The sequence below is a fragment of the Pseudarthrobacter sp. S3 genome, from assembly GCF_050156905.1.
In the GTDB taxonomy this organism is placed as follows: Bacteria; Actinomycetota; Actinomycetes; order Actinomycetales; family Micrococcaceae; genus Arthrobacter.
Map to the genome: position 1 here is coordinate 2327536 of NZ_CP189583.1, position 25561 is coordinate 2353096.

Sequence of the window (25561 nt, forward strand, 5' to 3'; positions counted from 1 at the left end):
TTGTCTTGAAGCGAAGTACCTAGCGGGTTGGTGCAGACTTGCCTGGACCGTGCCGACCTGCTGCCAATGCGGCCGCGTCCGCGGCTAGCAAATCCAGTTCGTCGGTCCAGAACTGCTCGACCACTGCACGGAGCCGGCCCATGCCCTCGGGGTTGAGCCGGTAAAACCTGTTCCGCCCTTCTTTGCGCGCAATTACCAGGCTTGCCTGTTCCAGTAGCAGCAGGTGCTGGGAGACCGCCGAGCGGCTGACCGTGAAGTGGGCGGCCAAATCCCCCACGGACTGTTCCTGGCGGCCCAGGAGACGCAGCAACCGCCGCCGGCTCGGCTCAGCAGCGATCTCCAAGGCATCCAACACACTTAATACGTTAGTTCCGGCTAACGCATTAAGCAAGGCCACGCGATCGAAAATGGCGCGCACTTTTGACGATTACTGGAGCACGTGTACAGCTAGGAGCCAACAACAACAACTGGACTGCGGCGCAGCTCGTTCGGGACTTTTAAGGATTCCACCCGCGTCAACTGCTGCGCGTGGTTGGCATGATGGGGTCATGGACTATCCCTCGGAACCCTTCGCCCGCGTCGGCATTATTGGCGGCACGGGCCTGTACCGGCTGCCCGGCGCTGCCGTGCTGGAGACGCTGGATGCCGCGACGCCTTTTGGCCCGCCGTCCAGCCCCGTCACCGTTGCCCGGCTGCCTGCACGGGACGGTCCCGGAGGTGCGGACGGACCGGTGGTCGTGTTCCTGGGCCGGCACGGCCGCGGACACAGCATTGCCCCGCAGCAGATCAACCACCGTGCCAACTTCTGGGCGCTCAAGAGCATGGGTGTGGAGGCTGTCATTTCGTCCGCGGCAGTGGGCGGACTGGTTCCGAGCCACGGAACCGGGACCTTTGCCGTACCCGACCAGTTTCTGGACAGGACCTGGGGCCGGGCGGACACTTTCTATGACGGCTCGCTGCCCACCGGCGTGCAGCACCTGCCCGCCGCCGAGCCCTACAGTGCCCCGCTGCGCGCCGCACTCCTCGACGCTCTGGAGGTGCAGGGCGAACACTTCGCACCGGCTGCAACCGTGGCTGTCATCAACGGGCCACGCTTTTCCACCAAGGCCGAGTCGGCAGCCCTGGTCCGGGCCGGTGCGCATCTGGTCAGCATGACCCAATACCCCGAGCCGGTGCTGGCGGCGGAGCTGAACATGCATTTCGCGGCGCTGGCGTTCATCACCGACGCCGACACCGGCCACGACGGTTCCGAGCCCGTGACCGCGGAGTTGGTACTCGGCCGCCTGGCGGCCGCGCAGCCGCGGGTTCTGGCCGTGCTATCCGAGGCGGCGAGGAGGGTATCCGCGGGGCTGGCCTGCGTGGAAACGGCGGACGGCGGCGGATTCCCGCGGATGGCCCTTATGCCCGCCGACGCCGTCGCCACTGTGATGGGCGCCGCCAGCCCGGTCAGCCCCGGTACTGGAAGGAGGACGCCGTGAAAATTCTGGTCACCGGCGGAGCCGGTTTCATTGGCGGCCACATCGTCGGGGCCGCCCTGGCCCGCGGCTGGGAGGTCCGGACCCTGGATTCGCTGGATCCGGTGGTGCATCCGGTCAGGCCGGCAGCACATCCCGGCGCGTCTTTGCTGGTGGGCGACGTTGGCGATGCATCCACCGTTGCTGCGGCTTTGGAGGGGATCGACGTCGTTGTCCATCAGAGCGCCAAGGTGGGCCTCGGCGTCGACTTCTCCGATGCGCCGGACTATGTCCGCAACAATGACCTGGCCACGGCCGTACTCCTGGCAGGCATGGCCTCGGCCGGCAGGGACAAGCTGGTGCTGGCCTCCTCCATGGTGGTCTACGGCGAGGGCGCCTACACGGACTCATCCGGCCGGCTGGTGCGGCCCGGCCCACGCCGGGTGGAGGACATGAACCACGGAATCTTTGACCCCCGGGACCCTGTCACCGGCGAGCTCCTGCAGCCCACACTGGTCACCGAAGGCGCGGTGCTGGACCCGCGGAACGTCTATGCTGCCTCCAAACTGGCCCAGGAAAACCTGGCATCGGCGTGGGCCCGTTCAACCGGAGGCACTGCCGCGGCCCTGCGGTACCACAACGTCTATGGCCCCCGGATGCCCAGGGACACACCCTATGCGGGCGTGGCCAGCCTGTTCCGCTCGGCCCTGGCCCGCGGGGAGGCGCCGCGGGTGTTCGAGGACGGCGGCCAGCGCCGCAGCTTCATCCACGTGGCGGACATCGCGGAGGCAAACCTGTGCGCCGTTGAAGCGCTGGCGGCAGGCGGGGTCATGGCGGCAGGCAGTATGAGGGCATACAACGTAGGAGCCTCGGAGGTCCATACCATTGGTCAGATGGCCGGGGTCCTGAGCGCTGTTGGCAGCGGCCCGGTCCCCGTGATCACAGGGGACTTCCGGCTGGGCGACGTCCGGCACATCACCGCGAGCTCTGCACGGGCCAAAGCCGAACTGGGTTGGGCTCCGCGGCGCAGTTTCGAGGACGGCATGCGCGAGTTCGCCACCGCCCCGCTGCGTGGGGAACTGCCCTAGACGGCCGGTCCCAGAGCCTCCTGGCCAGCGGGGATCCGCAACCGAAACCGGCACCCACCCGCAACGTTGGCAACCTCCAGAGCACCACCATGGGCCTGCACGATGCCGTGGACAATGCTTAGGCCAACCCCTGCGCCGCTGTATCGCGATTTGGTGCGACCGGCGTCCTTCTGCCAGCCCGCGGTGAGCATCCGGGGCAGGTCCTCCGCCGGGATCCCGCCGCAGCCGTCCCGTACCTCTACCACCGCCTCGCCGGCGGCGGAGGTCACGGCAATGGACACGGTGCTGCCACGAGCACTGTACAGAATGCCGTTGAGGACCACATTGCGGATGGCCCGGGACAACGACGCGCCATCGGCAGCCACCAACGTGGGGGCCACGGCGTCGCCGTTGATGGCAATGGCCCGGCCGGCCGCGACAGGGGCGAGGTCGGCAATTGCGTCGCTGACGACGTCGTACAGGTCCAAGGGCCGGTGGTCCAGCACCAAGGTTCCAGCCTGGATCTTGGAGAGCTCGAGCAGGTCATTGACCAGCACGGCCATCTGGTCGGTCTGGCCGATTATTCGCTGGTGGTAGCCGGAAACATCCTCGGCAATGCCATCCTCCAGCGCCTCGGCCATGGCGCGCATGCTGGCCAGCGGGGTACGCAGATCGTGGGAAACCCAGGCCACCAGTTCGCGCCGTGCAGCCTCCACTGCCTGTTCCCGTTGTCTGGATTCTTCGAGTTTATGGCTGGTGGCAGCAAGCTCGGCGGCCAACGCGGACAGTTCCGAGGTCATTTTCCGTTGCGGTGCCACGGGCTCTCCGCGGCCGATTCTGGCCGCGTCCCCGGCCAGGCGGTTGGTGTTCCTTGCCAGCCCTACTCCCAAGACCACTGCGACCACCGTGGCAACGACCGAGGCGATCGCCAGGATGAACCACATCACCTGAAGATCCGCCTCCGAGATGAACATGGCGTTGAAGGCGCTCACCATCCCTGCCACCAGGATGGCGATAGTGGCCAGGACCACGAGCAGGATCTGCACCACAATGGAGGTCCTGCCGAGCAGTCGCTGCAGCACCACAGTCACGGCGCCGATGGCCAACGCCCATGACAGCACAACCGTGACAATGATGAACAGATCGCCGCTAGTCATGGCTGGCCGGCTCCGTGCCGTCGTCGAACCTGTACCCCACGCCCCACACCGTTTTCAGCAGCACGGGCGTGGTGGGGTTGGCCTCGATTTTTTCGCGCAGCCGGCGCACGTGCACTGTCACCGTTGACAGATCGCCAAAGTCCCAGCCCCAGACGGCCTTGATGAGTACGTCGCGGCTGAAGACCTGGTTGGGGCGGCGCAAAAAGAACGCCAGAAGGTCAAATTCCCTAGCTGTCAGTATGAGGTTCTTATCGCGGTATCTGACAATGCGCGAGGCCGGGTTGAGGGCAAAGCCGGCCAGCTCCACGGGCGGTTCCGGGGTGAATTCCTTGACGCTGCGGCGCAGGACGGACTTCACCCGAAGCACAAGCTCACGGGGCGAGAAGGGCTTGGTGACGTAGTCATCAGCGCCCATTTCCAGGCCCAGGATGCGGTCGTCTTCGGTGCCCAGCGCGGTGAGCATGATGATGGGCATGGAGTGGGTGAGCCGGATCCGCCGACATACCTCCGCCCCGTCCAAACCAGGCAGCATACGGTCCAGGATGATCAGGTCCGGGTTGTGCGTCCGGGCCAGATGCAGGGCACTAAATCCGTCACCTGCCGTATCAACCTGGAAACCAGCCAGCACCAAATAGTCGTGCACCACCTGGGCGATGGTGGCCTCGTCTTCAACGAGCAGGATGCGCCGGTTGCCAACGTCCCCTGGGTCCGGGTCGGGCTGAACACTATTCACGTACCCAGCATAGGTTCGTGGACGCCACTTTGGGTCTGCATAGGGCTTCCGGAGGGCAAGCGTCCCGGTTCCGTAAGGATTTCCACCTGCCGCGCCGGTCCCGCGGATTCTACGGTCGAAGGGTGGAGAAAAAACAGAGCAGTTCGCACGAAGGAACCGGCACGGTCAGCGCCCCCTGCGCAGCGGATGACAACGCCGGCCGCGCACCCACCGTGCTGGTGGATGTCGTGCTGCCCTGCCTCAACGAGCTTTCGGCCCTCCCCCAGGTACTGGGGGCCCTGCCGCCCGGATACCGGGCAATAGTGGTGGACAACGGCTGTACCGATGGCTCAGGAAAGCTCGCCGCCAGTCTGGGGGCCGCCGTCGTTCATGAACCGAGGCGCGGCTTTGGTGCGGCAGCCCATGCTGGCCTGGTGGCTGCCACGGCGGAGTTTGTGGCCTTCTGCGATTGCGATGGTTCGCTGGATCCTGCACAACTGGCCCCGATGCTGGAGCTGGTGCGCACCGGGCGTGCCGATCTGGTCCTGGGTGCCCGGCGGCCAGCCCGCGGCGCGTGGCCGGTCCATGCCCGGCTGGCCAACATCGTCCTGAGCAGGCGGCTGCGCCGGTTGACGGGAATCCCCGTCACGGACTTGGGCCCGCTTCGCGTGGCCCGGCGAACTGCGTTGCTCGGGCTGGACCTCACCGACCGGCGCAGCGGTTATCCGCTGGAAATGTTCCTCAAAGCCCACCGCGACGGCTGGCGCGTGGCAGAGGTTCCGGTCGCTTATGCGCCGCGCCTGGGCAAGTCCAAGGTGACCGGCACGGTGCGTGGAACCCTGACAGCACTCAAGGACATGAGGGCGCAACTGGCCGCCGCATCGCGGTGGACGCCAGCTACCGGCGCCGGTAGACCGACCGCGGGCGGACCCCCGGCCGAGTCCCGGGGAGCGACGCCGTGATCCTCACCATCGCGGTCGTCGCCAAAGAATGCATCCCGGGCAAAGTCAAGACGCGCCTCACGCCACCGCTCACGCCTGCGCAGGCAGCAGCCCTGGCCCAGACCAGCCTCAGTCAGACGCTCGAGACTGTGCGGTCCTTCCCCGCGGCCAGGCGGTTGCTGGTGTTTGACGGGGCGCCGCACCGCAGGGACGCTGCGGGTTTTGAAGTGGTTGCCCAGAGTGGTGGGCCGCTGGACGAACGGCTGGCGGTTATCTGTTCGTTGGTCACCGGCCCGCTGCTGATTCTGGGCATGGACACGCCCCAGATTTCCTTTACACCACTCGCAAGGCTGGTGGCGGACTGGTCCGCCCCGACGCGCCGCTACGACGCCTGGATCGGACCGGCAACGGACGGCGGCTTTTGGGCCTTGGGGCTGCACCGGCCCTACGGCAACCTGGTCCGGGGCGTGGAAATGTCCACCCCTCAGACCGGGTCGCACCAGTTGGCCCGCCTGACCGGCGCCGGCCTGACGGTGGGGCTGTTGCCCACATTGACGGACGTTGACCACTTTGCCGATGCCTTGGCCGCCGCCCGCGCTTGTTCCGGCACACCGTTCGCCCGCGCGGTTGACCGCCTGGCCCTGGGGCTGCCGACGGCGAAGGAGCCCGTTCCGGTGCCGACCGGCGCAGCAACCCAAGGGCCGGCCCAGGGATGAGCGCCCAGACAGCGTCCACCAATACCGGCCCCTGGGCAGGCGGCGGATCTGCTGGCGGCAGCATCCCGGTCGCCTCGTTTGGCCAAGGAGGACACGAGCCGTACGCAGGCAGCCTGTCGCTCGGCCTGGGGCACCTGACCCTCCGCCCGGAATCCGCCCGCCCGGAACTAATCGGGCCGGTCCACTTCAGCATGCAAGGCTGGTCCGCCCCGGCCACCGCCTGCGAACGCGAACTGCTGCGCACCCTTCGCGGGCCGGTTCTTGATGTGGGCTGCGGCCCTGGCCGGATGCTTGCCGCCGCCGGTGAACTGGGCTTGGTGGCAATGGGCGTTGACGCGAGCGCTCCCGCGGTGCGGGTGGCCACCAGCCGTGGCGCAGTGGCGATTCATGGCTCCATCTTTGACCCGATCCCGCACGAGGGCGGTTGGGCGTCGGCGCTGCTGCTGGACGGGAACATCGGAATCGGCGGGAACATACGGGTGCTGCTGGAGCGTGTTGCCGCACTGCTGGCACCGGGCGGGCACGCGTTGGCAGAGGCCGAAACCCCCGATTCCCTTGATGTGGCCTATCTGGCCGTGTTGGAGGATTCGGCCGGACGGGCCAGCGCCGCCTTTCCCTGGGCCCGCGCCGGCGCGAAAGCTCTGGCAGCCCATGCAGCCCGGGCGGGGCTGGCCTCCGTCGCCACCCGGACTGTTCAGGGCCGGGTCTTTTTGACGCTGGAACGTCGGTTGTAAAGTCCGACGGCGGCCACGAACCCCGCAGCGGCCACCAACAGAACCAGCCAGAAGATGCCCAAGGCCTGCACATAGTCCCCCTGCAGCACTGTACCGTTGGCCCCGCTTCCCGGGCCGCTTGGCTGGAGCACCTGCTGGGCGCGAATCAGCGGGGCTGCCAGCAAGGTCACCACCGCCCCTACCAGCAGGGCGCCGCGCACTATCGCCTGCTGGACGGGGCGCAGCCCATACGTCAGCCGCGACAGTCCGCCGCCGGCCAACGTCGTCACGGGGACCAGCACGCCGTCGTGCACCACCAGTGCTGCGGCAAGCCAGGCCGCCACGCCGACCAACTGGGCAAGCGGCACATTGGCCAGGAATCCGAAGACGGCATAGCCGAGGGCTGCCACGCCCAGAGCGCCCAGAGCTGCCCGCACCCACCAAAACGGTCCGCTCTCCATCGTCACCGGAGGACCCATCAATGGCAGTCGCATCAGATCACCTCCACTTTGTGCACCCATTTGGTCTGCAGTACCCCCGGCCGGCCGGGGGCGATGATTCGTGCCGGATAACCGTGGTCAAGGTCCAGCGGCGCGCCGTTGAGCTCCAGCGCCAGCAGCGTCTGATCGTCCTGGCTGTACGCGGCGGGCATGAAGGAGCGCCCGTACACGCCGCCCTTCTCCAAGCTGGAAATCTGCAGTCCGGCGTCCGGGGGCGCCCCTACCAAGGCCATCAGGTCCCGAATCCGGACACCACGCCATTGGGCGCCCTGGCTCCACCCCTCCACGCAGGAGATGGGAAGTCCGTAGCTGTGCTGGGGCAGGGCGGCCAGCTGGGACAGCGTCAGCGTCTTCTGCACCGGTCCCGAGGACACGGTCAGTACCCAGTCGGGGGCCAGCGCAGCGACCTCAACACCGGCCTGGGCCGCGGTCCGGTTGACCGGTACCCCCTGCGGCCCCGCGTCCATCCGGCGCGGTGCGAAGAGGTTCAGGCCCTCCAGCCAGGCGAACGACTGGCCCGCAGTCGTCAGAACGACGACGCCGGTACCGGCGGTCATTGCCGCCAAGAACCCCCTGCGGCTCCACCCGGGCCTGGTGGCAGGCGCCATGGCAGCTGGAACGGTTTCGGGCTCCGGCGCTGCTTCAGCAGCCTCACCCGTGATGGCGGAAGCCTCCGACCGGCGGCTCCAGTGCGCCCGGATGAGCGGCAGCTTGACTGCAATGTGCAAGGCCAGCGAGCCAATGATCACCCAGCCCAGCCAGTAGTGGACGTCCTTGAAGGAAAACGGCCAGGGATACCACTGGAAGGTGTTGAGCAATCCGATGGTGACTTCCACCAGAGAGGCGGACACGAAGAGGGCAATCGAGGCCCGCTCCAGGGCGTGCACCACGGATTTCAGCGGCGGCCAACGCAACAGTTCGGGAAATACGGACCAAAGCTTGGCCGCCAGCAGCGGAATGGAAGCTATCCCGGTAGTGACGTGAATGCCCTGCGTAGCCGCGTACACCCACACCGGACGGGTCGGTAATAACATCCAGCCGGGCGGATCCTGCAGGAGGTGGCTGAAGAGTCCGGTCAAGAAGCAGACCGTGAACGCCATGCCAAGCCAGCGGCCCAGCACCACCGCCAGGCGTTTGCTCCGCAATCGGGAGGAAAACCGTCCGTTCACCGCCTCCATCCGCTGCTGGAGGAGGGTGGTCAATCTGTCCATACTCACATCAGACCACCGAGGCCCGCACCCAGTCCCGGGCCAGACCTTACAAAACGCGAACGCTCCTGTGGTTCCATGGCCCACCGTCCTGCACGTGGTGCAGGATCAAGCGGTGAGCGAACGAACACGCCGCCGCGCGCGGGCCGGCCAGGCTCCCGGGCCAGCGGGGGACAGCCCGGCGGCACACGGGACGCCGCGCGCCGGCGCAACCATGGCGGCGCTGGCGCTGGTGGCATTGTTGGCCGGCTCCGTCTGGTGGACCGTCACCACCGATCCGTCAGCGGAGTGGGTGTCCCCCCTTGGCGCGCTGGCGGCATGGGTACTCTTTCTCTTGGCCGCCCTGATGGCGCGCCGGATGCCCGCCCGGCATGCGGCCGCCGTCGTGCTGCTGGGCTCGGTACTGCTGGGCACCGCGGCGATTTCGGCACCGCCAGCCACGAGCAATGACTCCGCCCGCTACGCCTGGGATGGCATCGTCCAGAAGGCGGGAATTAGCTCTTACCGATACGTGCCGGCCGATGAGGCTCTTCGGCAGCTGCGACCGGAATGGCTGTTCCAGGACGCCGGACCGGACGGAACCTGCCACACCAACCCCTTTTCGTCCGGCACGGAGACCACCACCAACATTCCCGGCGGCGGCACCCTGTGCACGGGAATCAACCGGCCCTCCGTGCCCACTGTCTATCCGGCCGTGGCGGAGCTGTATTTCCTCGCCGTCCGGCTCCTCCCCGGCGCAGAGGTTGGGTTCATTGCCTTCCAGCTGGTCGGGCTGCTGCTGAGCCTGGCCGTGTATGTCTGGCGGACCACCAACGCCGCCCGGCCATGGGACGGGTAGGTTGTCATGCTCGGCGGGACGCTGCTGCTCGTCTCGCCCAGCTACCCCTGGTACGCCTTGCTGCTCCTGCCGTTCGTGGTGCTCAGCCGGCGCTGCGAGTTCACCGCCATCGCCCCCGTACTGGCAATGATGTATTTCACCGGCGCCGAACCATACGGCCAACTGGTGGCCCGGCTGGGACTGGGCGCCGCCGCCGCCGCACTAATTCTGGTTGCCGCAGTCGTGAGACAACGGCGTTCCCCGGGCTGAGGTGGCAGCGTCTTCCTGCTTGGATCCAACGGACTCAACATTTTCATCCTGATGCATGACTGTTTCCACCACGATGAGTGATACGGACAGCAACAAAGGATGCGTTATGTCAGGGGTGCTCTACCCAGCAGGCGAGGATGGTGGTGGAGAGCTGGTAGGCCAAGGCGTTTCGGCTGATGCTTTCCGGGCCCACAGTGTTCGGCAGGTCCGAGGCATCGACGTGCAGGACGAAGCTGTCTTTCTGGAACACGGCCGAACCATCAGCGGTTTCAAAGGCCGGGAAGCCCAGGTTTGCCAGGCCTTTGATGGGGGTCGCGTCCTTTGCGAGGGCCTGCATCGCGTCGAAATATTTCCTTGCGGTTACGGGGTCTCCGGCTTCCTGGACGGAAATATCCAGCGCACCTTCCTGCAGGTGGTAGGTGCAGGTGAAGGTGCTGTCCGCCCAGTGGTTGACGGTGTGCGGGTCCTCCTTCAGGTCAAGGATGGAGGTGAGCCTGTCCATCGGCTGGTCCCCGCACACCATCTGGGCGGCGTCGCTGGGTCCGGCCGGAGTTGCGCCGGGCGTTGCCGCGGCGCCGCCATGGTGTCCGCTGGCGTTGCTGCCCGAATGTCCTGCGCTCGGCGTAGGTCCCGTTGAGGCCGGCGCTGAAACGTCCGACGGCGGGGCGGACACCGCGTCCACCGATCCCGCCGCAGTAGCGCAGCCGGAGAGCAGCAGAGAGGCGATGGCCAAGGCGGCCAGTGTGTGGTGTCGGTGTGTCATGTTGTCCGTCCTTGCCTGTTCCCGCTCCGCAGGAGAGGTCCGTTTCAGGCTTTGAGTTTGGCGTAGATGACGTAGTTGTCGTCGAAGAGCCCGGTGGCGGGGTCGTAGCCGTCGCAGGTGATCAGGCGGAGTTCGGCTCCCGGGGTGTTGCCGTAGACCTCGAGGGTGGGGAACTCGTTTTTGCTGTAGAGGGCTCCGCGGTCAACGGTGAACACGGCCGTACTGCCGTCGGTTCGGGAGACGTTGATCTCGGTACCGGGTGTGAGTTTGCGGAGGTCCGCGAAAACACCCTGGTTGCCGCCGAGCGCGTTGACGTGGCCCAGCATCACGGAGGGCCCGCGTTCGCCTGGGGTTGGTGAGCCGTTGTACCAGCTCGCTGGTGCGCCGTTGCCGGTGTCCTGCGGGACTTCCAGGGAGCCGTTCTCCCGCAGGCCCAGGTGGAGCAGGTCGGTCCGGACCCCGATCGAGGCAATGCTCAGGGTGACCGGAGCTGAAGCACCCAACACCGGAAGCTGTTGGGCCGCCGCCGGTGCAGCCGGTGACGGCACGGCGGGTGGGGCCGAGGGCGGGCTGGGCGGCACCGAAGAGGAGGCAGAGGCCGAAGGCACCGCGCCGGCGTCGGGAGTTCCCGCTGTTCCGGCGGCGCAGCCGGTCAGGGCCAGCAGGAGCAGAACCCCGGCCGCCGCGGGGGCCAGGAAGCCCCCGCGGCGGCCGTGGTTCTTGGTTCTCACAGTAGTGATCCGCTCAGCCCGGGCTTAGGCTGCTGCGTTGGCGTTGCGGCGGCGCACAGCGTACGCTCCACCGGCGAGAGCGACCAGGACCAGGCCACCGCCGAGGGCGAGGGCTCCGGCGTCGTTCCCTGTCTCCTGGCTGACGCCGGTGTCAGCACCGCCCGCAGGCATCTTCATCTGCCCGGCCGTCAAGGTACCGCACAGTGCGGGGGACGTCGCGGCCAGCGGCAGGGTCGGCGCGAGGTCTGACTTGGCGGCCTGGCCGGCTGCGCTGAGGGTGGCGGGGTCAAGGCCGTGGACCACAACAACGGCGGTACCGGCTTTCAGGGCGGCCTTGGTTTCGGCGTTCACCTCGAACGTGCGGTCAATGGTGTAGGAGGCACCCTGCCCGGCGACCTTAAGGTCCAAGCCCGCTGCCGGGCTGGTGTCCCCGCTGGTGGAGAGCGTGGTGAGGATTCCGCCGTAGAACGGGGCACCTTCGGTGGTGGAAATGACCTTGTCGCCGTCCTTATCGGCCGACGGTGCCGGACAGGTGCCCTTGGCTCCGCCGTGGATGTGCTGGACGTGCGGGTACGGCGCGTCCATAAAAGTCGAGGCCAGGCCCGAAACATTCAGGACAACGTGAGCCTGATTGCCCGTAACGTCAACAGTGACGGTGCCCGAGCCTGTGCTGCCGTTAATCTGGCCCAGGGTCGACTGGTAGGACTGATCCGCTGCCATCGCGGGGGCACTGGAAAGGGCCAGTGCGGCCAAAGCCAGCGTGGGGACGGCCATAAAGCGAAGTGTCTTATTCATTGAAAAGATCTCCTCATACACGCGAGTGTGATGTTGGTGCCCCCGGACGGGGATACCTGTACTTCGGAACAACTCGCGGACTGGATGGGCGCGGATATTGCAGTTCAGTAAATCCGTGCTGCCCATCGCAGCGGCTGTCGGCGGTGTAGCAGTTCCCGCCGTTATTTATGCGCTGATCGGTCTGGCCAGTCCTGAGACCCTGCAGGGCTGGGCGATCCACGGCAACCGACATTGCTTTCGCCGTTGCTGTGCTGGCGATCATCGGGTCGCACCTGCCCAGTGCGCTGCGGATCTGCCTGCTGACTTTGGCCGTGGTCGATGACCTTCTGGCCATCAGCATCATCGCGGTGTTCTACGCCTCCGATATCCAGGCCGGGCCACTGCTGCCGGCCCTCCTGGCGGCGGCACTGCTGGTTGGGCGGATCCGGCAGTACCGTGCTGTGCAGGCCGAAGAAGGCATCGCTATAGACCGAGACGGCATCCCGGACGTTTACCAGGAAGACCGCCACCCGTGACCTGACCCGACGCGCGTACGTGGACGGTCCCGGCCGGAACACACCGCAGGAAGCTTCGCGGCGAGAAATCGCTGCTGCGCTGGTTGGAAACATTTGGCACGTAGCGCCGCTTCGGGAGCGTACCAGCGGTGCCGTGGCCTGCAGCACCTCGGACCCGCTGAGGCGGTTTCTACGCAGCTGGGCATGCGCCGCCGACCCTTCAAAGACGGCGACGTCGGAACTGAGCAGGATTGTGGCCAAAGTTGATCCGAAGGCGACAGTGCTGTTGCATGGGTACTCGTACGCCATAGGCGGGTTTTGGCTGCATCTTCCGTACAACGGGACGTAGTGGACAGTACGCGTAGTATTTCCGGTTCGGCGAGCTTGGATCCAGCGCCCAGGGGACGGATGACGAGGAAAAGGACTCTCCGGATCTGATCCTCTGATGGGAGTGTAGACAATGACTGATGCACCTGTAAGGCTGGCGGCATGTTCCCGATGACTGGGCGTGGCGCGCAGTGGATGGATGCATTGCGGACACAGCTTTGGCCGCTTCCGGTGTTGGCGGTTGCGCTGGCTGTGGTTCTCGGGACGGCGGTGCCTGCCCTGGATGCTGCAGTTGACGGCAAGCTGCCAGAAAGTGTCACTGTTTTGCTCTTCAGTGGAGGGCCGGAGGCGGCCCGGTCAGTGCTGCAGGCGATCTCGGGTTCCCTGATCACGGTGACGTCCCTGACGTTTTCGCTCACCGTGGTCACGCTGCAGCTGGCCAGCAGCCAATTTTCCCCGCGGCTGCTGCGGACTTTTACCTCGGACCGTTTCGTCCACGGGACGCTGGCCCTCTTCCTGGCTGCCTTCGCTTTCGCGTTGACTGTCCTTCGAAGCGTCCGCGGCGAAGGCAGCGGAACCAGCCCGTTCGTCCCGGAAATTTCCGTCACTGTCGCGTTCGTTCTCGCCATAGGCAGTGTTATCGGGCTGGTGCTCTTCTTGGCGCATCTCACCAGGGAGATCCGGGTGGAAACCATGATGCGCAGGGTCAACGTGGAAACCCAGGAGACCATCAACCGCGTCTTCCCGGAGGACCGCCCCCTGCCGGCGCCGGGACCGGATCCGGTCCCGGCAGAGGGGAAGATCCTCATCAACTCCACCAGTTCCGGATTCCTGACCTCCGTTGACAAGGGCGCACTGAAGCGGGCCGCGGAAGATGCGGGGGCAGTGATACGGATAGACCGGGAACCGGGCAGTTCCCTGGTGGCCGGTGTTCCCTTCGCCACCGTCTGGGCCGTTCAACCGGGAGCAACGCTCACCACTTCAGCCAGAGAAAGGCTGATTGAGGAGGTCAACGCCGCTGTGGCCACCGGGTTTGAACGCACCAACGTCCAGGACGTCGGATTCGGATTCCGCCAGCTGGTCGACGTCGCTGCCCGTGCACTCTCCCCAGGCATCAACGATCCCACCACCGCAGTGCACGTCATCGGGCACCTCTCCGTACTCCTGTGCCGGCTGGCGGAGCGAAACCCTGGCCCTGAGCAGCTCAGGGACGACGGCGGGCGGGTGAGGGTTGTGGTTTCGCTTCCGGAACTCGAAGACCTTCTCAACATGGCGATGAACCAGCCCCGGCAATACGGAGCGGCAGATCCGGCCGTTGCAGGCCGGCTCCTGGGCCTGCTTGAGGAGCTCACCTGGTGCGACCGGAAGGACAAATACCGGGTGGATATCCGAGAGCATCTGGGCCGGATGCGCAACGCCATCGGTGCCGCTGACTATTCGCCGGCAGAACGGCGGAGCCTGCTGGAGCAGGCCGACTCCATAGACCGCATGCAGCCAAAGAACCTGCACCCCGGCAACCCGGCGAGCCCGTGAGATTCCCTGCCCGGAACGGGACAGTCAGTGCCCGGCCGGGGCTTGTGACCTGCGCTTGAGGTTGCCAAGGCGGCGACCATACTCGTCGCAGCCTCTTGCCTGGTGGCCAGGCGCGTACCGCATCGTGGCCTTCCAAACCGACGCCAAAAGTAATGCACGTGTGATGGTTTGAACTGTGGCCGGAGGTTAGCCTGGACAGATGGTGTCCACCAGGAAGTGGGAATGGCCGCGCTGAGTTGGTCTTCAAGAGGAATGCTGCGCTGCCCGGTCCCGGTGCGGGGCGTATTCGCATGGTTCCTTCTGGCCCTCCTCCTCGCGGGGGCAGCCTCCTACACTCACGGCAGCCGGTACGACCTCGTCCCAGGTCACAGTTCCTTCCAGTCAGTCGAGAAAAGAGACGTTGAAGCAATGCCGCCGGACACCGCAGCCAGCCATGCCGGCCCTTCGGCATCGGCATCCCAGCCCGTCAGCGTCGTCCACGAGGCCAACCCGTCCGTGGAGCCTGAGGCTCTGGATCAGGAATGCTGTGAACGGCGTCTGGCTCCCCGGAGCGAACCGGCACCGTTGAGGGATGGGCGCAGTGGACCTGCCGCCCTTGACCCACCAGGAGCCTGGTGGCGGAATTCTTTGTAGCGTTGTGCCTTCGGAACCGGCTTTGCCGGCGCTGACCGTGGTCAAGCTTTCCATCGGCAGGACGTAGAAACGGTTCGCCGTTCCACTTTGTCACGACCCGCTGTTCAGATCCCGAAAGAGAAACCAATGACACATGCACAGTCCATGCTGGACGCCCAACCAGAGGACCTCGGAAGCATTAATGCGGGCAGCATGCGTCGATGCACCGCCACTGCGAGGTGTGCGTCGAAACCTGTCGCCGCTGCGAGCAGGCGTGCGCTGATCTCCTCACCTCGTTGGGCTGAGGGGCGCAATAATGACACATTCACAGATTTCCCGGGCGGATCGTGGTGCCCGGCAGAAGGCACAGCCAAGCAACGCAGCGCGTGACTGGCTCTCAGAGGATCCGCAACTGCGCCGGATGCTGACCACACACATCCACTGCGGTGAGCCCATGCAGCCGGTACCCGTCGACCTGGGCCTGCCTGTCGCGTCCCCAGGAAGGAATGACGGCGGCCTGCTGACGTACAGGTGCGCGTGCGGGTTTAGATTCAATCAACGGCGGGACTGACCGGGCCGGTGTTCAGCGGTCATAGTTGCAGGAGGCTCCTGTCCGGACGCTGGTGGTGAGACGTTCGCGCGGGACCGCCTGCGGGGAAGGAGTCAGGAATTATCCGGCAGGTGTTGGCGGTGCTCCTGCGCTTGGGGTCGGCCCTCTTCAGCCCGCCATATCTGATCATTGGAGGCAGGACATGAAGGCGGTGGTTATCGGGGCAGGCATTATGGGCCCGTTCGTTGCCCGCCAGCTCGGCCTGGCCCCGCAGATCATTATCACCAGCGCCAGGGCACCGGCCGGTCCAAGACCGTAATGAATGGCCTCACTGACCGCAATCAACGCACTGTTCCTCCCATGGCTCAGGAGATGTCCAGGCCCAGCTCCGGGGCCAGTGGTCCGAAGGACTTCGCCGCCATCCCCGCCGCGGCCGTGGTGGCGAATAAGGACGCGGCCACGGTGACCCACCACCAGGACTGCAGCCCCGGAAAGATCGTGGTCCGGCGGGCGGGGGAGGAATCCATGGTGCAGTCCTGACGGTATGAGCGCTGATGCGCCGGGGTGCCACCAGTTTGCGGCACCTGCCCTGAGAAAAAACTGAGAGCCGCTCCGCCGCTTCTCAGGTTCCGCTCAACGGGCGTCCGGGATACTGCAAGTACCAACGAAAGGGGGCCGGGCATGCGGGTGCTGCTGGTCGAGGACGAAAAAATGCTGGCCGAGACGGTCCGGCGCGGACTCACTAATGAGGGCTTCGTGGTCGACATTACCCATGACGGGGTCAGCGGCCTGTGGGCTGCTACGGAGAACCCGTACGACGTGATCCTGCTTGATCTGATGCTTCCGCTCAAAAACGGGTACGACGTTCTCAAGGAACTCCGGGAGCGGCTGATCTGGACCCCTGTTCTGATGCTCACGGCAAAGGACGGGGAATACGACCAGACGGACGCATTCGATCTGGGAGCCGATGACTACCTAACAAAACCCTTCAGTTTCCTCGTGCTCGTCGCCAGGATCCGTGCCCTGATCCGCCGTGGCGCCCCGGAACGGCCCGTCACCCTCACCCTGGGGACGCTGGCACTGAACCCCGGCAGCCGCAACGTCCGCCGGGGCGATTCCCTCATTGAATTGACAGCCCGGGAGTATGGCCTGCTGCACTACCTGATGCGCAGCCATGACCAGGTCGTGTCGAAATCCCAGATTCTCGACAACGTCTGGGACCCGGCGTTCGAAGGCGGCGACAACGTCGTGGAAGTTTACATCGGGTATCTGCGGCGCAAGATCGATAGCCCCTTCGGTCTGCAGACCCTGACCACCGTCCGGGGAATGGGATACATGCTGACCGCTGACCGGCCAACCGGATAAAAAGTGATGTCCGCGCCCGGCTCTCCTGCTCCGGTGCAACGAGCGGCACGTGGTGGGGGGCGGGCCTGGCCGGCCGGGGCTCTAAGCGCTGCCGGTGTGGGACCGCCATAACGTGTGCGGAGCGGCTTCCCCGAATTCGAGTTCCTCTTCGATCATTCGCTCGTCAGTGTGGACTTCTTGGGGGTACCCGGTGAGGATAACCATATCCGGGCCGCCCTGACCTCGGTCCGGCGCGTCCGGACCCGCGGCCCGGGCGGCGTTGGCGGCAGTTCCCGTCGTTTTACCGTGTTCCGCGGCGGAAGCCGAACCCATGCCAAGGGTCAGCGCGACGATGATCGCCAATCCGGTGCTGGTTGCGCTGCGAAGGTTCATACGGAGAACACTTCCGCACTGGAATTGAGGAACCGCTGTGACGTCCCGCGCTCCAAGGCCGCTCCCACATAACCCGATGAAGCCGCAACTGGCCCGTGCCCGGGCTTTCGAATCCTTGCGAAGCCGGTCACAGCGCCTTCATGGAGCTTCGGCGAGCCGCGGGTCCACTGCCAGGTCCGGCCCCTCTGGTTGGCGGGCGGTGGCGGGAGCCGGAGGAAAGCCCAGCTCGAATCGGCAGCCCCCGCCGGGGGTTTCACCGGTGCGGATCCAGCCGTGGTGAGCTGCCATAATTCCGGCCGCGATTGCCAGGCCCAGACCGCTCCCGCCGCTTTCACGGGACCGGCTTTGATCCAGCCGGACAAAACGTTCGAAAATCCGCTCCCGTTCAGCCGCCGGCACCGGCAATCCATCGTTGTCGATGCTAATGAGCGCCCCGTCATTGGTGTTGCGCAGCCGAATGCTGATCCGGGATGCGGCGTGCCGGTCCGCGTTGTCCAGGACGTTGCGCACGACCTGGCCCAGACGCCGCGGGTCCCCGGATACCCTGACGGGTTCGAGGCTGACCTCGATAACGCGGGTGCTGGTGGAACGCAGCCGGCGGATCTCCTCGTTCAGGACATCATCCAGATCCACGTCCGTGCTCTCGAGCCGGAGACCGCCGTCGTTGGTTTTGGCCAGGGTCAGCAAATCCTCCACCAGGTAACGCATCCGGGCTGTTTCCCCCGCTAAAACGGTTTTCATCTGTTCCCACGTCGCGCCGGAATCGTCAGCGGCGGCGATCTCCACTCCGGCGCTGAGTGTCGCAAGCGGGCTTCGCAGTTCGTGGCTGGCGTCCGAGACGAAGCGGCGTTGTTCCTGGTCTGAGGCCTGCAGCCTGCCCAGCATCATGTTCATCGTCTCGGCCAGGGACTGGATCTCATCGGCGGTGGGCGGCACGTCCACGCGCCCGTCCAGGCTCCGTGCGCTGATCCCTGCGACCTGACCACGGATCAGTTCCACTTGCCGCAGCGACCGCCCGACCAGGACCCAGACGGAAATACCGACGACCACCAGCAGCAACGGGGTGGCCCCGAGGATGAACCAGGCCACTGTGGAAACGGTGTCAGCCTGGACCTGGACGGTCGCGGCGACGACCACCGTGTAGAGCCGGTCCCCGACATCGACGCCGGTCGCCACGATCAGGAAATCGTCGTTGTCATGGAGGCTGTCCAATCCGGTCACGTCCTGGGTCAGGGTCTGTCCGGCCCCGGGGCGAAGGGAAGTCAATGGGGCCGCGGCAGCTGCAGGTATCGATGAGGCAAATACTGAACCTCCCGGTGCGAGAATTTGCACGTATTGACCGGTATGGGCGGTCGAGGCAATGTATTGGCCGGCCTCGGCGACGTCCTGTCCGGAGATCTGTGCGATGACGTCGAAGCTTTGCTGCCGCGCCGTCGTTTCCGTTGACGCCACGAGGGAGCTCTGGAGCAAGGCGAGCAGGACGATCCCGCCCACGGCCAGTGCTGCCGCGACGACCAGCACCGCGGTCGCGGTCGCGCGCTTGCGCACACCCCAACGCGCACTGCGCCGGCGCGCCAAACCCTGAGCAGCATCCATGTTCCAAGGATGGGCCCGGCGCAGGGCAGAAAACAAACCCCTCCCCCGGGTCCCGTCTCAGCCGGACCTCAAGCACGCTAAGTCTCCTCTCAGGCGCCACGGGCCACACTTGAACCATCGCCACCCGCACCGGGAGGCACCGGCGGACCCAAGAGCCCGCCACGAAAGGAGCCGGACATGAACGTCAAAGACCTGAAAACCAACACCAAAATCGTCATCGTCAGTGCAGGAGTCCTCGGCATGGCCGGGCTGGGCCTTGGGGCCGCAAACGCTGCAACACCGGCGCCGACCACCACCCAATCCGTGACAGCGGACACGCCCAGCGCGGGCGATACGGCTGACACACCAGGTGCCGTCGACACGCCCACCCCGGGCGATACGGCTGACACACCAGGTGCCGTCGACACGCCCACCCCGGGCGACACGGCCGATGCTCCGGGTGCTGTCGAGGGCACCGAAGCGGCAGACGCACCGGAGGCGCCCGGTGATTCCGGTCCGAACATTGAGCAGACCGGTGACCACACCGATCCCGGGGACGCCCCCGGTTCCCCGTAGCACCGACCCGCGCAGGCGGCCTTGAGGAACGGACCGGCCGAGAGCACAGCACAGCCGGTGTACCGGGACCCGCGAAGCACCCCGCTTCGCGGGTCTTCCGGCGCCTGGGCAACAACACCAGCGTCCGGTATTAACTCCCGGCGTCCGGGAGCACCGGCAGTTCGAAGGACTACGGTATGAACACTCTTTCCGGGTTGGATCTGCTCACCGGGGTCGTTCCGGTCAGTGTCGGGTCCGCGGCAGGGGCGGCGGCGCTGCTCCTCCTGCTCCGCCGCGGGCGGAGTTGGTGGATGAAGATAGCCTCGGCGGTCTCCGCCGCGGCCCTGCTGGCTCTGGGGACAAGCTGGTACTTGGTCCATGTGGCCGCAGTATCAGCCCAGGCACTGCCCTGGCCCGTGACCGGGTGGATCGGTGTCGCGTTCCTGGCTCTCCTGTTGGCGGGTCTGAACATGGCGGGAACCGGCTGGCGGCGCAAAATTACTGCACCGGTGGCCATGGCGGTACTGATTCTGGGCGCCGCGTTGGAAGTAAATGCCTGCTTCGGCACCTACCGGCCCCTCGGTGAGCTGACCGGAGCCAATACCGCAGCGATCCAGTCGCTTCCGTCAGGCTCCCGGCTGGTGCCCCGGACCGCGGACCCGTCAGGACCCGGCCCGAATACGGGCCCGTTGGCGGCCACATGGGTGAAGCCGACGGGTCTCCCTGCGGCCGGGACGATCAACTCGGCGCAGATTCCGGGTACGGCGTCCGGCTTCGCCGCCCGCAGCACACAACGGACTCGCACCCGTCGTAGTCATACCCGATGTCAACGGCTCCGCCACGGCCAGCACAATGTGCATGGATTCGCGCATCGCCAAGGCCGGCAAGTACCTCTCCACCGATGTCCCCGCCTGGATCAAAGCCACCCTGAGAGTGGATCCTGACCCTGTCCGGTGGGCGATCGGCGGTTTCTCTTTTGGCGGGACCTGCGCCCTGCAAATGGCGTCCCTGCACTCCGACATACACCCCTCAGTAATCGACGTCAGCGGCGAAGCGGAACCGGCACTGGGCCCCGACCGGGCCGCGACCATCGCACAGGCGTTCGGCTCAGACACCGCCGCCTTCGACGCGGTCGCGCCCCTGAAAGTCCTGGCCACCCGGCACTACACCCACAGCAGGATCTACCTCGCCGCCGGGGCGCAGGACGGCACGTTCGCCGGCTACCAGGCCCGGATCGCTGACGCAGCAGCTAAAGCCGGCTTTGACGTCAAGACGGCCCTGGTGCCCGGGCTGGGACACTCCTGGGAGGTTACACGGCAGTCCCTGGCTCCGGCCGTGGACTGGCTCGCGCCCGCCCTGGGGCTGTACCCCTGATGTCGGAATCCGAAGGGTTCGGCGCATCCTCAGGGTTCTCTTATCGGCAGCGGCATAAGTTGCTAAGCATGACGGAAATGGCAATCGAAACCAGTGCGCTGGCTAAGACCTACGGATCGAAACAGGCCCTTGAGGCCCTGAGCCTCGAAGTTCCCAGAGGCGAGATCTTCGGCCTGCTCGGACACAACGGGGCGGGCAAGACAACGACCGTGAATATCCTGACCACGCTGCTGCCTGCCTCGTCCGGCACGGCACGGATAGCGGGCCACGACGTCAGCACCGGCGCTGACCGGGTGCGCCGGTCGATCGGTTACCTTCCGGAGAATGTCCAGTTCTACGACAACCTCACGCTGGCGGAGAACCTGATGTTCTTCGCCCGGCTCTCAGGGGTACCGGATCCCGCCGCCCGCATCGAGGCGGCACTGGCTGCCGTGGACTTCACCGGCCACGGCCAGGAACGGATGTCCACGTTCAGCAAAGGGATGCGTCAACGCGCCGGGATCGCACAGGCCATCCTGCACGAACCGAAGGTTCTGTTCCTGGACGAGCCGACCTCCGGGCTGGACCCGCAGGGTGTGGCCAAACTGCGGGAAATCATCATCGGCCTCAACCAGTCCGTGGGAATGACCGTGTTCATGAATACCCACCTGCTGGCAGAAGTGACCAAGACCTGCACCAGCATCGGGATCCTTAGCTCAGGAAGGCTGATCTACCAGAACTCCGTCGCGGCCACCCTGGAGGCTTTCCCGGACCAGGCATCGCTTGAAGATATTTACCTCCACATCGAATCAGACACCCCCTCATGAATCCCTGGTTAGCCACCGTCGGCCACGAACTGCGCAGCGCCGGCCGTGAACGCCTGCCCCAACTGCTGATGATGGTATTCATCGGGATGACCGCCGCCTCGGCATTTATCGGCTCGGCCGCGAAGGCAACCGTCACCGAGGTATACAACTCAGCGGCCGGCCAGGGGCTCACGAGTGCGCCCAATCCGTTCGGGAATGTCCCGCCGCTCTACTATGCCCGCAACACCGTCATTTACATCCTCCTGATCGGGGCCTTGCTGGCCATCGTGATCGGTGTCCAGTCCGCGATGCGGGACCGGCGTGCCCGGACGGTCGATCTGGTCATGACCCGGCGCTTGTCCCCGGCCGGCTACCTGTCCGCGAAAATGGCCGGCATCAGCCTGGGACTCCTCGCCGTCCTGGGGACCTCGGCACTGATCAGCGCAGCCTGCATCAGCGCCGTCACCGGAACCATCCCCGCACCCGATCAGCTGCTCCGACTCACGGCACTTTTTGGCGTGGCATGGCTCTTCCTGCTCTTCTTCGTGGCCCTGGGCATGCTCAGCGGGATCCACGCATCCAGTTACACCTCTGCAATGCTGATCCCCATCGTGATCTGGAGCGTCATTATCTTCGTGTTGCCGCTGCTCGGGACCGCGGTCCACCCCGTCTCTCTGCTGAACCCCGTGACACCGCCTACGGCCCCGCAGACCGGCATCTTTGCGCTCACCGCGGCCCTCACCGGTCCCTTGTCACTCGGGGAGCACTTCAAACACGTCGCCGCAATCCTGCTCCAGGACCCCCAAGCCACCGGCACCATAACCGACGGGATCACGGTGATCCTGGCCTTCCTCTCGGCCGGGATCGGCGCGATCGTCATGACCGGACGGCCCAGCATGCGAAAGGAAATCCATGACTAACCTCATCACGCTGTGCCAGAAGGAACTCCGGGACCTCTCCCGCAACCGTTCCGTAAGGCTGCTCATCCTCTTCCTGGCCGTCGTCGTCGTGCTCTCTGTCCTCGTCGCGGCCGCGGACTTCCGGACCAAAACTGCCGACTACAACACCTATCTCGCGGCCCTTAGAGCCAGCGGTAGTGCCGTGACCGCGCCGCCGCCTGACCTTTTCCCGCTACAGATGCTCCGTGCGGGCATGGAATACCTGGAAATCGTCGGGAGCCTCTTCGCCGTAATCCTCGGCTACGGACTGATCGCCAAGGAGAAGAACAACGGGACCCTGCAACTGCTTTTCACCCGCCCTCTTGGCAGGCACAGCGTCGCCGCCGGGAAAATCCTGGCCGCCTTGATCATCTGGATCGCCGTCACCACTGCCCTGTTCGCCGTCATCACCGCGACTTTGTTCATCGCCGGCAACGCCCCCTTGACGGGAACAGACCTCATCCGGCTGCTCATTGCTGCAGCCCACACCACCATTTACCTCACCCTGTGGTCCCTCGCGGCGCTGGCCCTGGCCGCCCTCACCCGGGCCCCGGCTACCGGGCTGATCCTGGCCCTGGTCCTCTGGCTCGTGGTGGTCCTGATCATCCCGCAAATCGGCGACACCATGGACCCGGACAACCAGATCCCCGGCGGCCTCTTCGCGAGCCTCCAGATCGACAAAGCCCACGAACACGCCGTCATGGCCAACTTCACCGGCTACGAAACAGCCCGCGACCTCATCGAACAAACCTCCCTGACCAAACAATACGAACGCCCCCTCTTCGCCTGGCTCGGCATCAAAAACCAATTCAACCAACAGAGCCCTGCATTTGTGTGGGCAGGGACGTTCAACCACAGCCTCTGGCTCCTCGCCGGATTCTCCGCGGCCGTCACCGCAGCACTCCTGGCCGGCACCCGGGACAAACTCCTCCGAAAGGCCTAGAACCATGAAGACGCTCACCCTCAAGAAAATTCTTCCCCTGGCACTGGTCGTCGTCGCCGCCCTGGCCGCGATCCTGATCTGGCAGGGGACCCTCGGGGCCCCCACACCATCGGCCCAGCCTTCATCAACAGCCCCGGCGGCCACCGTGCTGCCCGTCACCAAAAACCCCATCGCCACCACCGGAACCGCCCCGGGACTCACCATCAGCAAAGCCAAGGCCGAAGACAACACCGACCCGCAAACCAACGCCGCCATTCCGGACCGGATCCAGTTCACTTTGAGCAACTCCACCCCCGCCCCGATCAGCAGTATCGAGGTGTACTACACCATGAGGGATTCAGTCACGGGACAAACGGAGTCCTACTACCAGAAGCTGGACGGACTGACCCTGGCCCCGGACACGTCCGCCACCGTGTATTTCGACAACGGCAACGACCCCGGGCACTACCCGGAAAACAAATACAGCCTCTACCGCACCTCAACCAACGAAGTACAAATCAGCGTTGAGGCCGCCGCGCCCGGACTGGCACCAGCCACCGCCACCGCCACGAAAGCCAAGGGCACCGGCGAAAAACTGGACTGACACAGGCTACTGCCGGGCCACGCGACGGTGCAGGGCCACGCCTCAGGATCCCCTCAGGCGTCATCATCAATGCTGGTAGTACCGATACGAACCCGCAGGAGATCCGCATGAAGAGTCCGAGCCAGAGCCAGACGGCCGCTGGAGGATCAACCCGTCCGGCGGCCCGAGAACAGGACCGCACGTCATGACCTGGATCATCGATGCCATCCGCAACGCCGGGTCCCTGCCCGCCTACCTGATCATTACTGCCCTGGTCTTCGCCGAAGACGCCCTGTTCATCGGATTCATCCTGCCCGGTGAAACCGCAGCAGTCCTCGGCGGGGTCTTGGCCAGCCAGCACCATCTCCAACTCTGGCTCATCCTGCTCCTCGTCATCGCCGCAGCCATCATCGGAGACACCGTCGGATACCAGATCGGCCGCCAATTTGGGTCCCGGATCCTACAGATCCCCCTGCTCCAAAAACGCCGGCCACAGCTGGACCGGGAACGGGACCTGCTCGCCCGCAAGGGAGGATCCGCTGTGTTCCTGGGCCGGTTCACCGCGTTCTTCCGCGCCGTCATGCCCGCCCTCGCCGGGCTATCCCACATGCCCTACCGCCGATTCCTGGCCTTCAACATCGCCGGAGGCACCCTCTGGGGGCCGCGGTAGTCCTTGCCGGATACTTCGCCGGAAACGCCTACCTCACGGCCGCCAAAACCTTCGGACCCACAGTAACCATCGCACTACTGGCCGTCCTCACGGCCGCGGCGGCAGCCTGGTACGTCCGAAAAAGGATCAAAGCCCGAACCAGTCAGTGCCCCGCTGCGCCGCCACTCCAAAGCGAAACTCCCAGCCAGCCGGTGTCCTTGGAAACCAATCAACCCGAAGACCCGCTCCAGCACCATGGCCGGGTCAGCGGGCATGGTGCGGTTGCTGATTTCGCCGGTGGCCGGGTTCAGTGCATAGCCCACGACGTTGACCGCGTGAACATCCAGACCGATGAAAGTATGCTCAAACATAGCCGGGACCTCCCAAACTTCACATGTGGCACTACCATTCCACCCCCGACGAGCCGTCGGGCCAAGGGAGCCGTCAATGGCAACCCACGGACCTCTGTGAAACAGAAGGCCCCGGCCCCCTCACACTTCTCCCTAACGTCACCTGCCGTCCGGGATAAAGGACATCACCGCCGGGGATCAGGCCCCGCAGCGCCGCATTCCTGAGACAGGAAACGGATCACACCAAGCCGGCGCTGAGGGACCGCCCGGCGATAATGGCCGGCCCGGACGGGCAAGTTCAGCACCACACTTCATATTGTCTAGGGCCGTGCGCTGAGCCTCTGGATGAACTCGTCCGCCTGGGCCAGATTGCGGGCCATCTTGGCCCGTTGATAAATCGCTTTTTCCAGGAAATCTGAGAGCCGGGCGTGCGCTTCTTCCGGTGAGTCCGTGGCCCGGCCTAGGGCCAGGAGACCAAGGATTTCGGCCATTTCCTCCAACGAGAACCCCAGCGGCTTCATCTGCTTGATGATCATGAGACGGTCGAAAACATCCTCCGAATACACCCGGAAGCCGCCGTCGGTCCGTGCCGTGGCCGGCAACAGGCCGACGTCGTCGTAGTGGCGAATGGTCCGCAGGGACAGGCCCGTCCGTTCTGCCAGTTCACCGATGTGCATCGTGTTGCTGTTGGTTTTCGCTGTCATCAGGGGACCTCCGTTCTTTATCCGATTCA

29 protein-coding genes and 2 pseudogenes are annotated in these 25561 nt (G+C 65.5%); 18 read left to right on the plus strand and 13 right to left on the minus strand.

All coding sequences use genetic code 11. The features are described 5' to 3' along the window. Window positions 1-19: 19 nt before the first annotated feature. A complete protein-coding gene (locus ACQCSV_RS11125) occupies window positions 20-355 on the minus strand; it encodes a metalloregulator ArsR/SmtB family transcription factor (RefSeq protein WP_354155893.1) in 336 nt (111 codons plus the stop codon). Window positions 356-548: 193 nt separating this feature from the next. Here ACQCSV_RS11125 and ACQCSV_RS11130 point away from each other — a divergent pair, with 193 nt between their 5' ends. Together ACQCSV_RS11130 and ACQCSV_RS11135 are read left to right on the plus strand one after the other, a co-directional pair. Further along, entirely contained in the window at window positions 549-1478 is a 930-nt protein-coding gene (locus ACQCSV_RS11130) for an MTAP family purine nucleoside phosphorylase (protein ID WP_426938412.1), read from the plus strand. Then, complete coding sequence (locus tag ACQCSV_RS11135) at window positions 1475-2542, plus strand: NAD-dependent epimerase/dehydratase family protein (RefSeq protein WP_426938413.1); 1068 nt, start codon at window positions 1475-1477, stop codon at window positions 2540-2542. Before ACQCSV_RS11130 ends, ACQCSV_RS11135 begins: the two co-directional genes overlap by 4 nt. Here ACQCSV_RS11135 and ACQCSV_RS11140 read toward each other — a convergent pair. Both ACQCSV_RS11140 and ACQCSV_RS11145 read right to left on the minus strand, forming a co-directional pair. Beyond that, window positions 2539-3678, minus strand: a complete 1140-nt coding sequence (locus ACQCSV_RS11140; RefSeq protein WP_354154793.1) for a HAMP domain-containing sensor histidine kinase — start codon at window positions 3676-3678, stop codon at window positions 2539-2541. The two genes, ACQCSV_RS11135 and ACQCSV_RS11140, sit on opposite strands and share 4 nt — an antisense overlap. Then, a complete protein-coding gene (locus tag ACQCSV_RS11145; RefSeq protein WP_354154794.1) occupies window positions 3671-4411 on the minus strand; it encodes a response regulator transcription factor in 741 nt (246 codons plus the stop codon). The genes ACQCSV_RS11140 and ACQCSV_RS11145 overlap by 8 nt, the downstream gene beginning before the upstream one ends. A gap of 122 nt (window positions 4412-4533) precedes the next feature. Between ACQCSV_RS11145 and ACQCSV_RS11150 the strand changes: the two genes are divergently transcribed. From ACQCSV_RS11150 to ACQCSV_RS11160, 3 genes are read left to right on the plus strand one after another with little or no spacing between them, the layout of a single operon-like run. Next, window positions 4534-5352, plus strand: coding sequence for a glycosyltransferase family 2 protein (locus tag ACQCSV_RS11150; RefSeq protein ID WP_354154795.1), 819 nt, complete (start codon window positions 4534-4536; stop codon window positions 5350-5352). Further along, a complete protein-coding gene (locus tag ACQCSV_RS11155; RefSeq protein ID WP_426938414.1) occupies window positions 5349-6047 on the plus strand; it encodes a TIGR04282 family arsenosugar biosynthesis glycosyltransferase in 699 nt (232 codons plus the stop codon). The genes ACQCSV_RS11150 and ACQCSV_RS11155 overlap by 4 nt, the downstream gene beginning before the upstream one ends. After that, a complete protein-coding gene (locus ACQCSV_RS11160) occupies window positions 6044-6781 on the plus strand; it encodes a class I SAM-dependent methyltransferase (RefSeq protein WP_354154797.1) in 738 nt (245 codons plus the stop codon). Before ACQCSV_RS11155 ends, ACQCSV_RS11160 begins: the two co-directional genes overlap by 4 nt. Here the strand turns inward: ACQCSV_RS11160 and ACQCSV_RS11165 are convergent. Both ACQCSV_RS11165 and ACQCSV_RS11170 read right to left on the minus strand, forming a co-directional pair. Next, window positions 6742-7254 (minus strand): hypothetical protein, encoded by a 513-nt coding sequence (locus ACQCSV_RS11165; protein WP_354224821.1) that lies wholly within the window; start codon window positions 7252-7254, stop codon window positions 6742-6744. The two genes, ACQCSV_RS11160 and ACQCSV_RS11165, sit on opposite strands and share 40 nt — an antisense overlap. After that, window positions 7254-8471 carry a molybdopterin-dependent oxidoreductase gene (locus ACQCSV_RS11170; RefSeq protein ID WP_354154799.1) on the minus strand — a complete coding sequence of 406 codons (1218 nt, stop codon included), beginning with the start codon at window positions 8469-8471 and terminating at the stop codon, window positions 7254-7256. The genes ACQCSV_RS11165 and ACQCSV_RS11170 overlap by 1 nt, the downstream gene beginning before the upstream one ends. Before the next feature lie 112 nt (window positions 8472-8583). On the opposite strand from ACQCSV_RS11170, the gene ACQCSV_RS11175 reads away from it, so the two are divergent. Together ACQCSV_RS11175 and ACQCSV_RS11180 are read left to right on the plus strand one after the other, a co-directional pair. After that, the gene (locus ACQCSV_RS11175) at window positions 8584-9306 is read left to right on the plus strand and encodes a hypothetical protein (RefSeq protein WP_426938415.1); all 723 of its coding nucleotides are present in this window, start codon (window positions 8584-8586) and stop codon (window positions 9304-9306) included. Between the two features lie 6 nt (window positions 9307-9312). Beyond that, entirely contained in the window at window positions 9313-9555 is a 243-nt protein-coding gene (locus ACQCSV_RS11180; protein ID WP_426938416.1) for a hypothetical protein, read from the plus strand. A gap of 109 nt (window positions 9556-9664) precedes the next feature. On the opposite strand, the gene ACQCSV_RS11185 is transcribed toward ACQCSV_RS11180, so the two are convergent. The 3 genes from ACQCSV_RS11185 to ACQCSV_RS11195 are packed head-to-tail and all read right to left on the minus strand — an operon-like array spanning window position 9665 to window position 11844. Beyond that, on the minus strand, window positions 9665-10318 hold the full coding sequence (locus ACQCSV_RS11185; protein ID WP_354154802.1) for a hypothetical protein: 654 nt from the start codon (window positions 10316-10318) through the stop codon (window positions 9665-9667). Between the two features lie 44 nt (window positions 10319-10362). Continuing rightward, window positions 10363-11049, minus strand: coding sequence for a sortase domain-containing protein (locus ACQCSV_RS11190; protein WP_426938417.1), 687 nt, complete (start codon window positions 11047-11049; stop codon window positions 10363-10365). 24 nt (window positions 11050-11073) lie between these two features. Then, on the minus strand, window positions 11074-11844 hold the full coding sequence (locus ACQCSV_RS11195) for a CHRD domain-containing protein (protein ID WP_354155277.1): 771 nt from the start codon (window positions 11842-11844) through the stop codon (window positions 11074-11076). A gap of 100 nt (window positions 11845-11944) precedes the next feature. Here ACQCSV_RS11195 and ACQCSV_RS11200 point away from each other — a divergent pair. The 3 genes and pseudogenes from ACQCSV_RS11200 to ACQCSV_RS11210 all read left to right on the plus strand — a co-directional run. After that, a pseudogene (locus tag ACQCSV_RS11200) lies at window positions 11945-12281 on the plus strand (Na+/H+ antiporter NhaA); the annotation flags it as partial. A gap of 546 nt (window positions 12282-12827) precedes the next feature. Beyond that, window positions 12828-14198 carry a DUF2254 domain-containing protein gene (locus ACQCSV_RS11205; protein WP_354154805.1) on the plus strand — a complete coding sequence of 457 codons (1371 nt, stop codon included), beginning with the start codon at window positions 12828-12830 and terminating at the stop codon, window positions 14196-14198. Window positions 14199-15013: 815 nt separating this feature from the next. Next, window positions 15014-15115, plus strand: a pseudogene (locus ACQCSV_RS11210) (four-helix bundle copper-binding protein); the annotation flags it as partial. Window positions 15116-15725: 610 nt separating this feature from the next. Here ACQCSV_RS11210 and ACQCSV_RS11215 read toward each other — a convergent pair. Further along, window positions 15726-15887, minus strand: a complete 162-nt coding sequence (locus ACQCSV_RS11215) for a hypothetical protein (protein WP_354154806.1) — start codon at window positions 15885-15887, stop codon at window positions 15726-15728. Window positions 15888-16041: 154 nt separating this feature from the next. Between ACQCSV_RS11215 and ACQCSV_RS11220 the strand changes: the two genes are divergently transcribed. Beyond that, the gene (locus tag ACQCSV_RS11220; protein ID WP_354154807.1) at window positions 16042-16725 is read left to right on the plus strand and encodes a response regulator transcription factor; all 684 of its coding nucleotides are present in this window, start codon (window positions 16042-16044) and stop codon (window positions 16723-16725) included. Window positions 16726-16806: 81 nt separating this feature from the next. On the opposite strand, the gene ACQCSV_RS11225 is transcribed toward ACQCSV_RS11220, so the two are convergent. Continuing rightward, entirely contained in the window at window positions 16807-17097 is a 291-nt protein-coding gene (locus ACQCSV_RS11225; RefSeq protein ID WP_354154808.1) for a hypothetical protein, read from the minus strand. Window positions 17098-17235: 138 nt separating this feature from the next. After that, entirely contained in the window at window positions 17236-18693 is a 1458-nt protein-coding gene (locus tag ACQCSV_RS11230; protein ID WP_354154809.1) for an ATP-binding protein, read from the minus strand. A gap of 177 nt (window positions 18694-18870) precedes the next feature. On the opposite strand from ACQCSV_RS11230, the gene ACQCSV_RS11235 reads away from it, so the two are divergent. The 7 genes from ACQCSV_RS11235 (at window position 18871) to ACQCSV_RS11265 (ending at window position 24499) form a co-directional block, all read left to right on the plus strand. Continuing rightward, the gene (locus ACQCSV_RS11235) at window positions 18871-19248 is read left to right on the plus strand and encodes a hypothetical protein (RefSeq protein WP_426938418.1); all 378 of its coding nucleotides are present in this window, start codon (window positions 18871-18873) and stop codon (window positions 19246-19248) included. Between the two features lie 837 nt (window positions 19249-20085). Further along, the gene (locus tag ACQCSV_RS11240; protein WP_426938419.1) at window positions 20086-20601 is read left to right on the plus strand and encodes an alpha/beta hydrolase-fold protein; all 516 of its coding nucleotides are present in this window, start codon (window positions 20086-20088) and stop codon (window positions 20599-20601) included. Between the two features lie 68 nt (window positions 20602-20669). Continuing rightward, the gene (locus ACQCSV_RS11245; protein ID WP_426938420.1) at window positions 20670-21407 is read left to right on the plus strand and encodes an ABC transporter ATP-binding protein; all 738 of its coding nucleotides are present in this window, start codon (window positions 20670-20672) and stop codon (window positions 21405-21407) included. Continuing rightward, window positions 21404-22306 (plus strand): ABC transporter permease, encoded by a 903-nt coding sequence (locus ACQCSV_RS11250; RefSeq protein ID WP_426938421.1) that lies wholly within the window; start codon window positions 21404-21406, stop codon window positions 22304-22306. The genes ACQCSV_RS11245 and ACQCSV_RS11250 overlap by 4 nt, the downstream gene beginning before the upstream one ends. After that, window positions 22299-23267: an ABC transporter permease subunit gene (locus ACQCSV_RS11255; protein WP_354154814.1), complete on the plus strand. Its 969-nt coding sequence runs from the start codon at window positions 22299-22301 to the stop codon at window positions 23265-23267. The genes ACQCSV_RS11250 and ACQCSV_RS11255 overlap by 8 nt, the downstream gene beginning before the upstream one ends. A 4-nt stretch (window positions 23268-23271) precedes the next feature. Then, the gene (locus tag ACQCSV_RS11260; protein ID WP_354154815.1) at window positions 23272-23850 is read left to right on the plus strand and encodes a hypothetical protein; all 579 of its coding nucleotides are present in this window, start codon (window positions 23272-23274) and stop codon (window positions 23848-23850) included. Window positions 23851-24034: 184 nt separating this feature from the next. Next, a complete protein-coding gene (locus tag ACQCSV_RS11265) occupies window positions 24035-24499 on the plus strand; it encodes a DedA family protein (RefSeq protein ID WP_354154816.1) in 465 nt (154 codons plus the stop codon). A gap of 74 nt (window positions 24500-24573) precedes the next feature. Here ACQCSV_RS11265 and ACQCSV_RS11270 read toward each other — a convergent pair whose 3' ends face one another. Both ACQCSV_RS11270 and ACQCSV_RS11275 read right to left on the minus strand, forming a co-directional pair. Next, the gene (locus ACQCSV_RS11270) at window positions 24574-24849 is read right to left on the minus strand and encodes a hypothetical protein (RefSeq protein ID WP_426938422.1); all 276 of its coding nucleotides are present in this window, start codon (window positions 24847-24849) and stop codon (window positions 24574-24576) included. 299 nt (window positions 24850-25148) lie between these two features. Next, window positions 25149-25532 carry a MerR family transcriptional regulator gene (locus tag ACQCSV_RS11275; protein ID WP_354154818.1) on the minus strand — a complete coding sequence of 128 codons (384 nt, stop codon included), beginning with the start codon at window positions 25530-25532 and terminating at the stop codon, window positions 25149-25151. Window positions 25533-25561 lie beyond the last annotated feature (29 nt).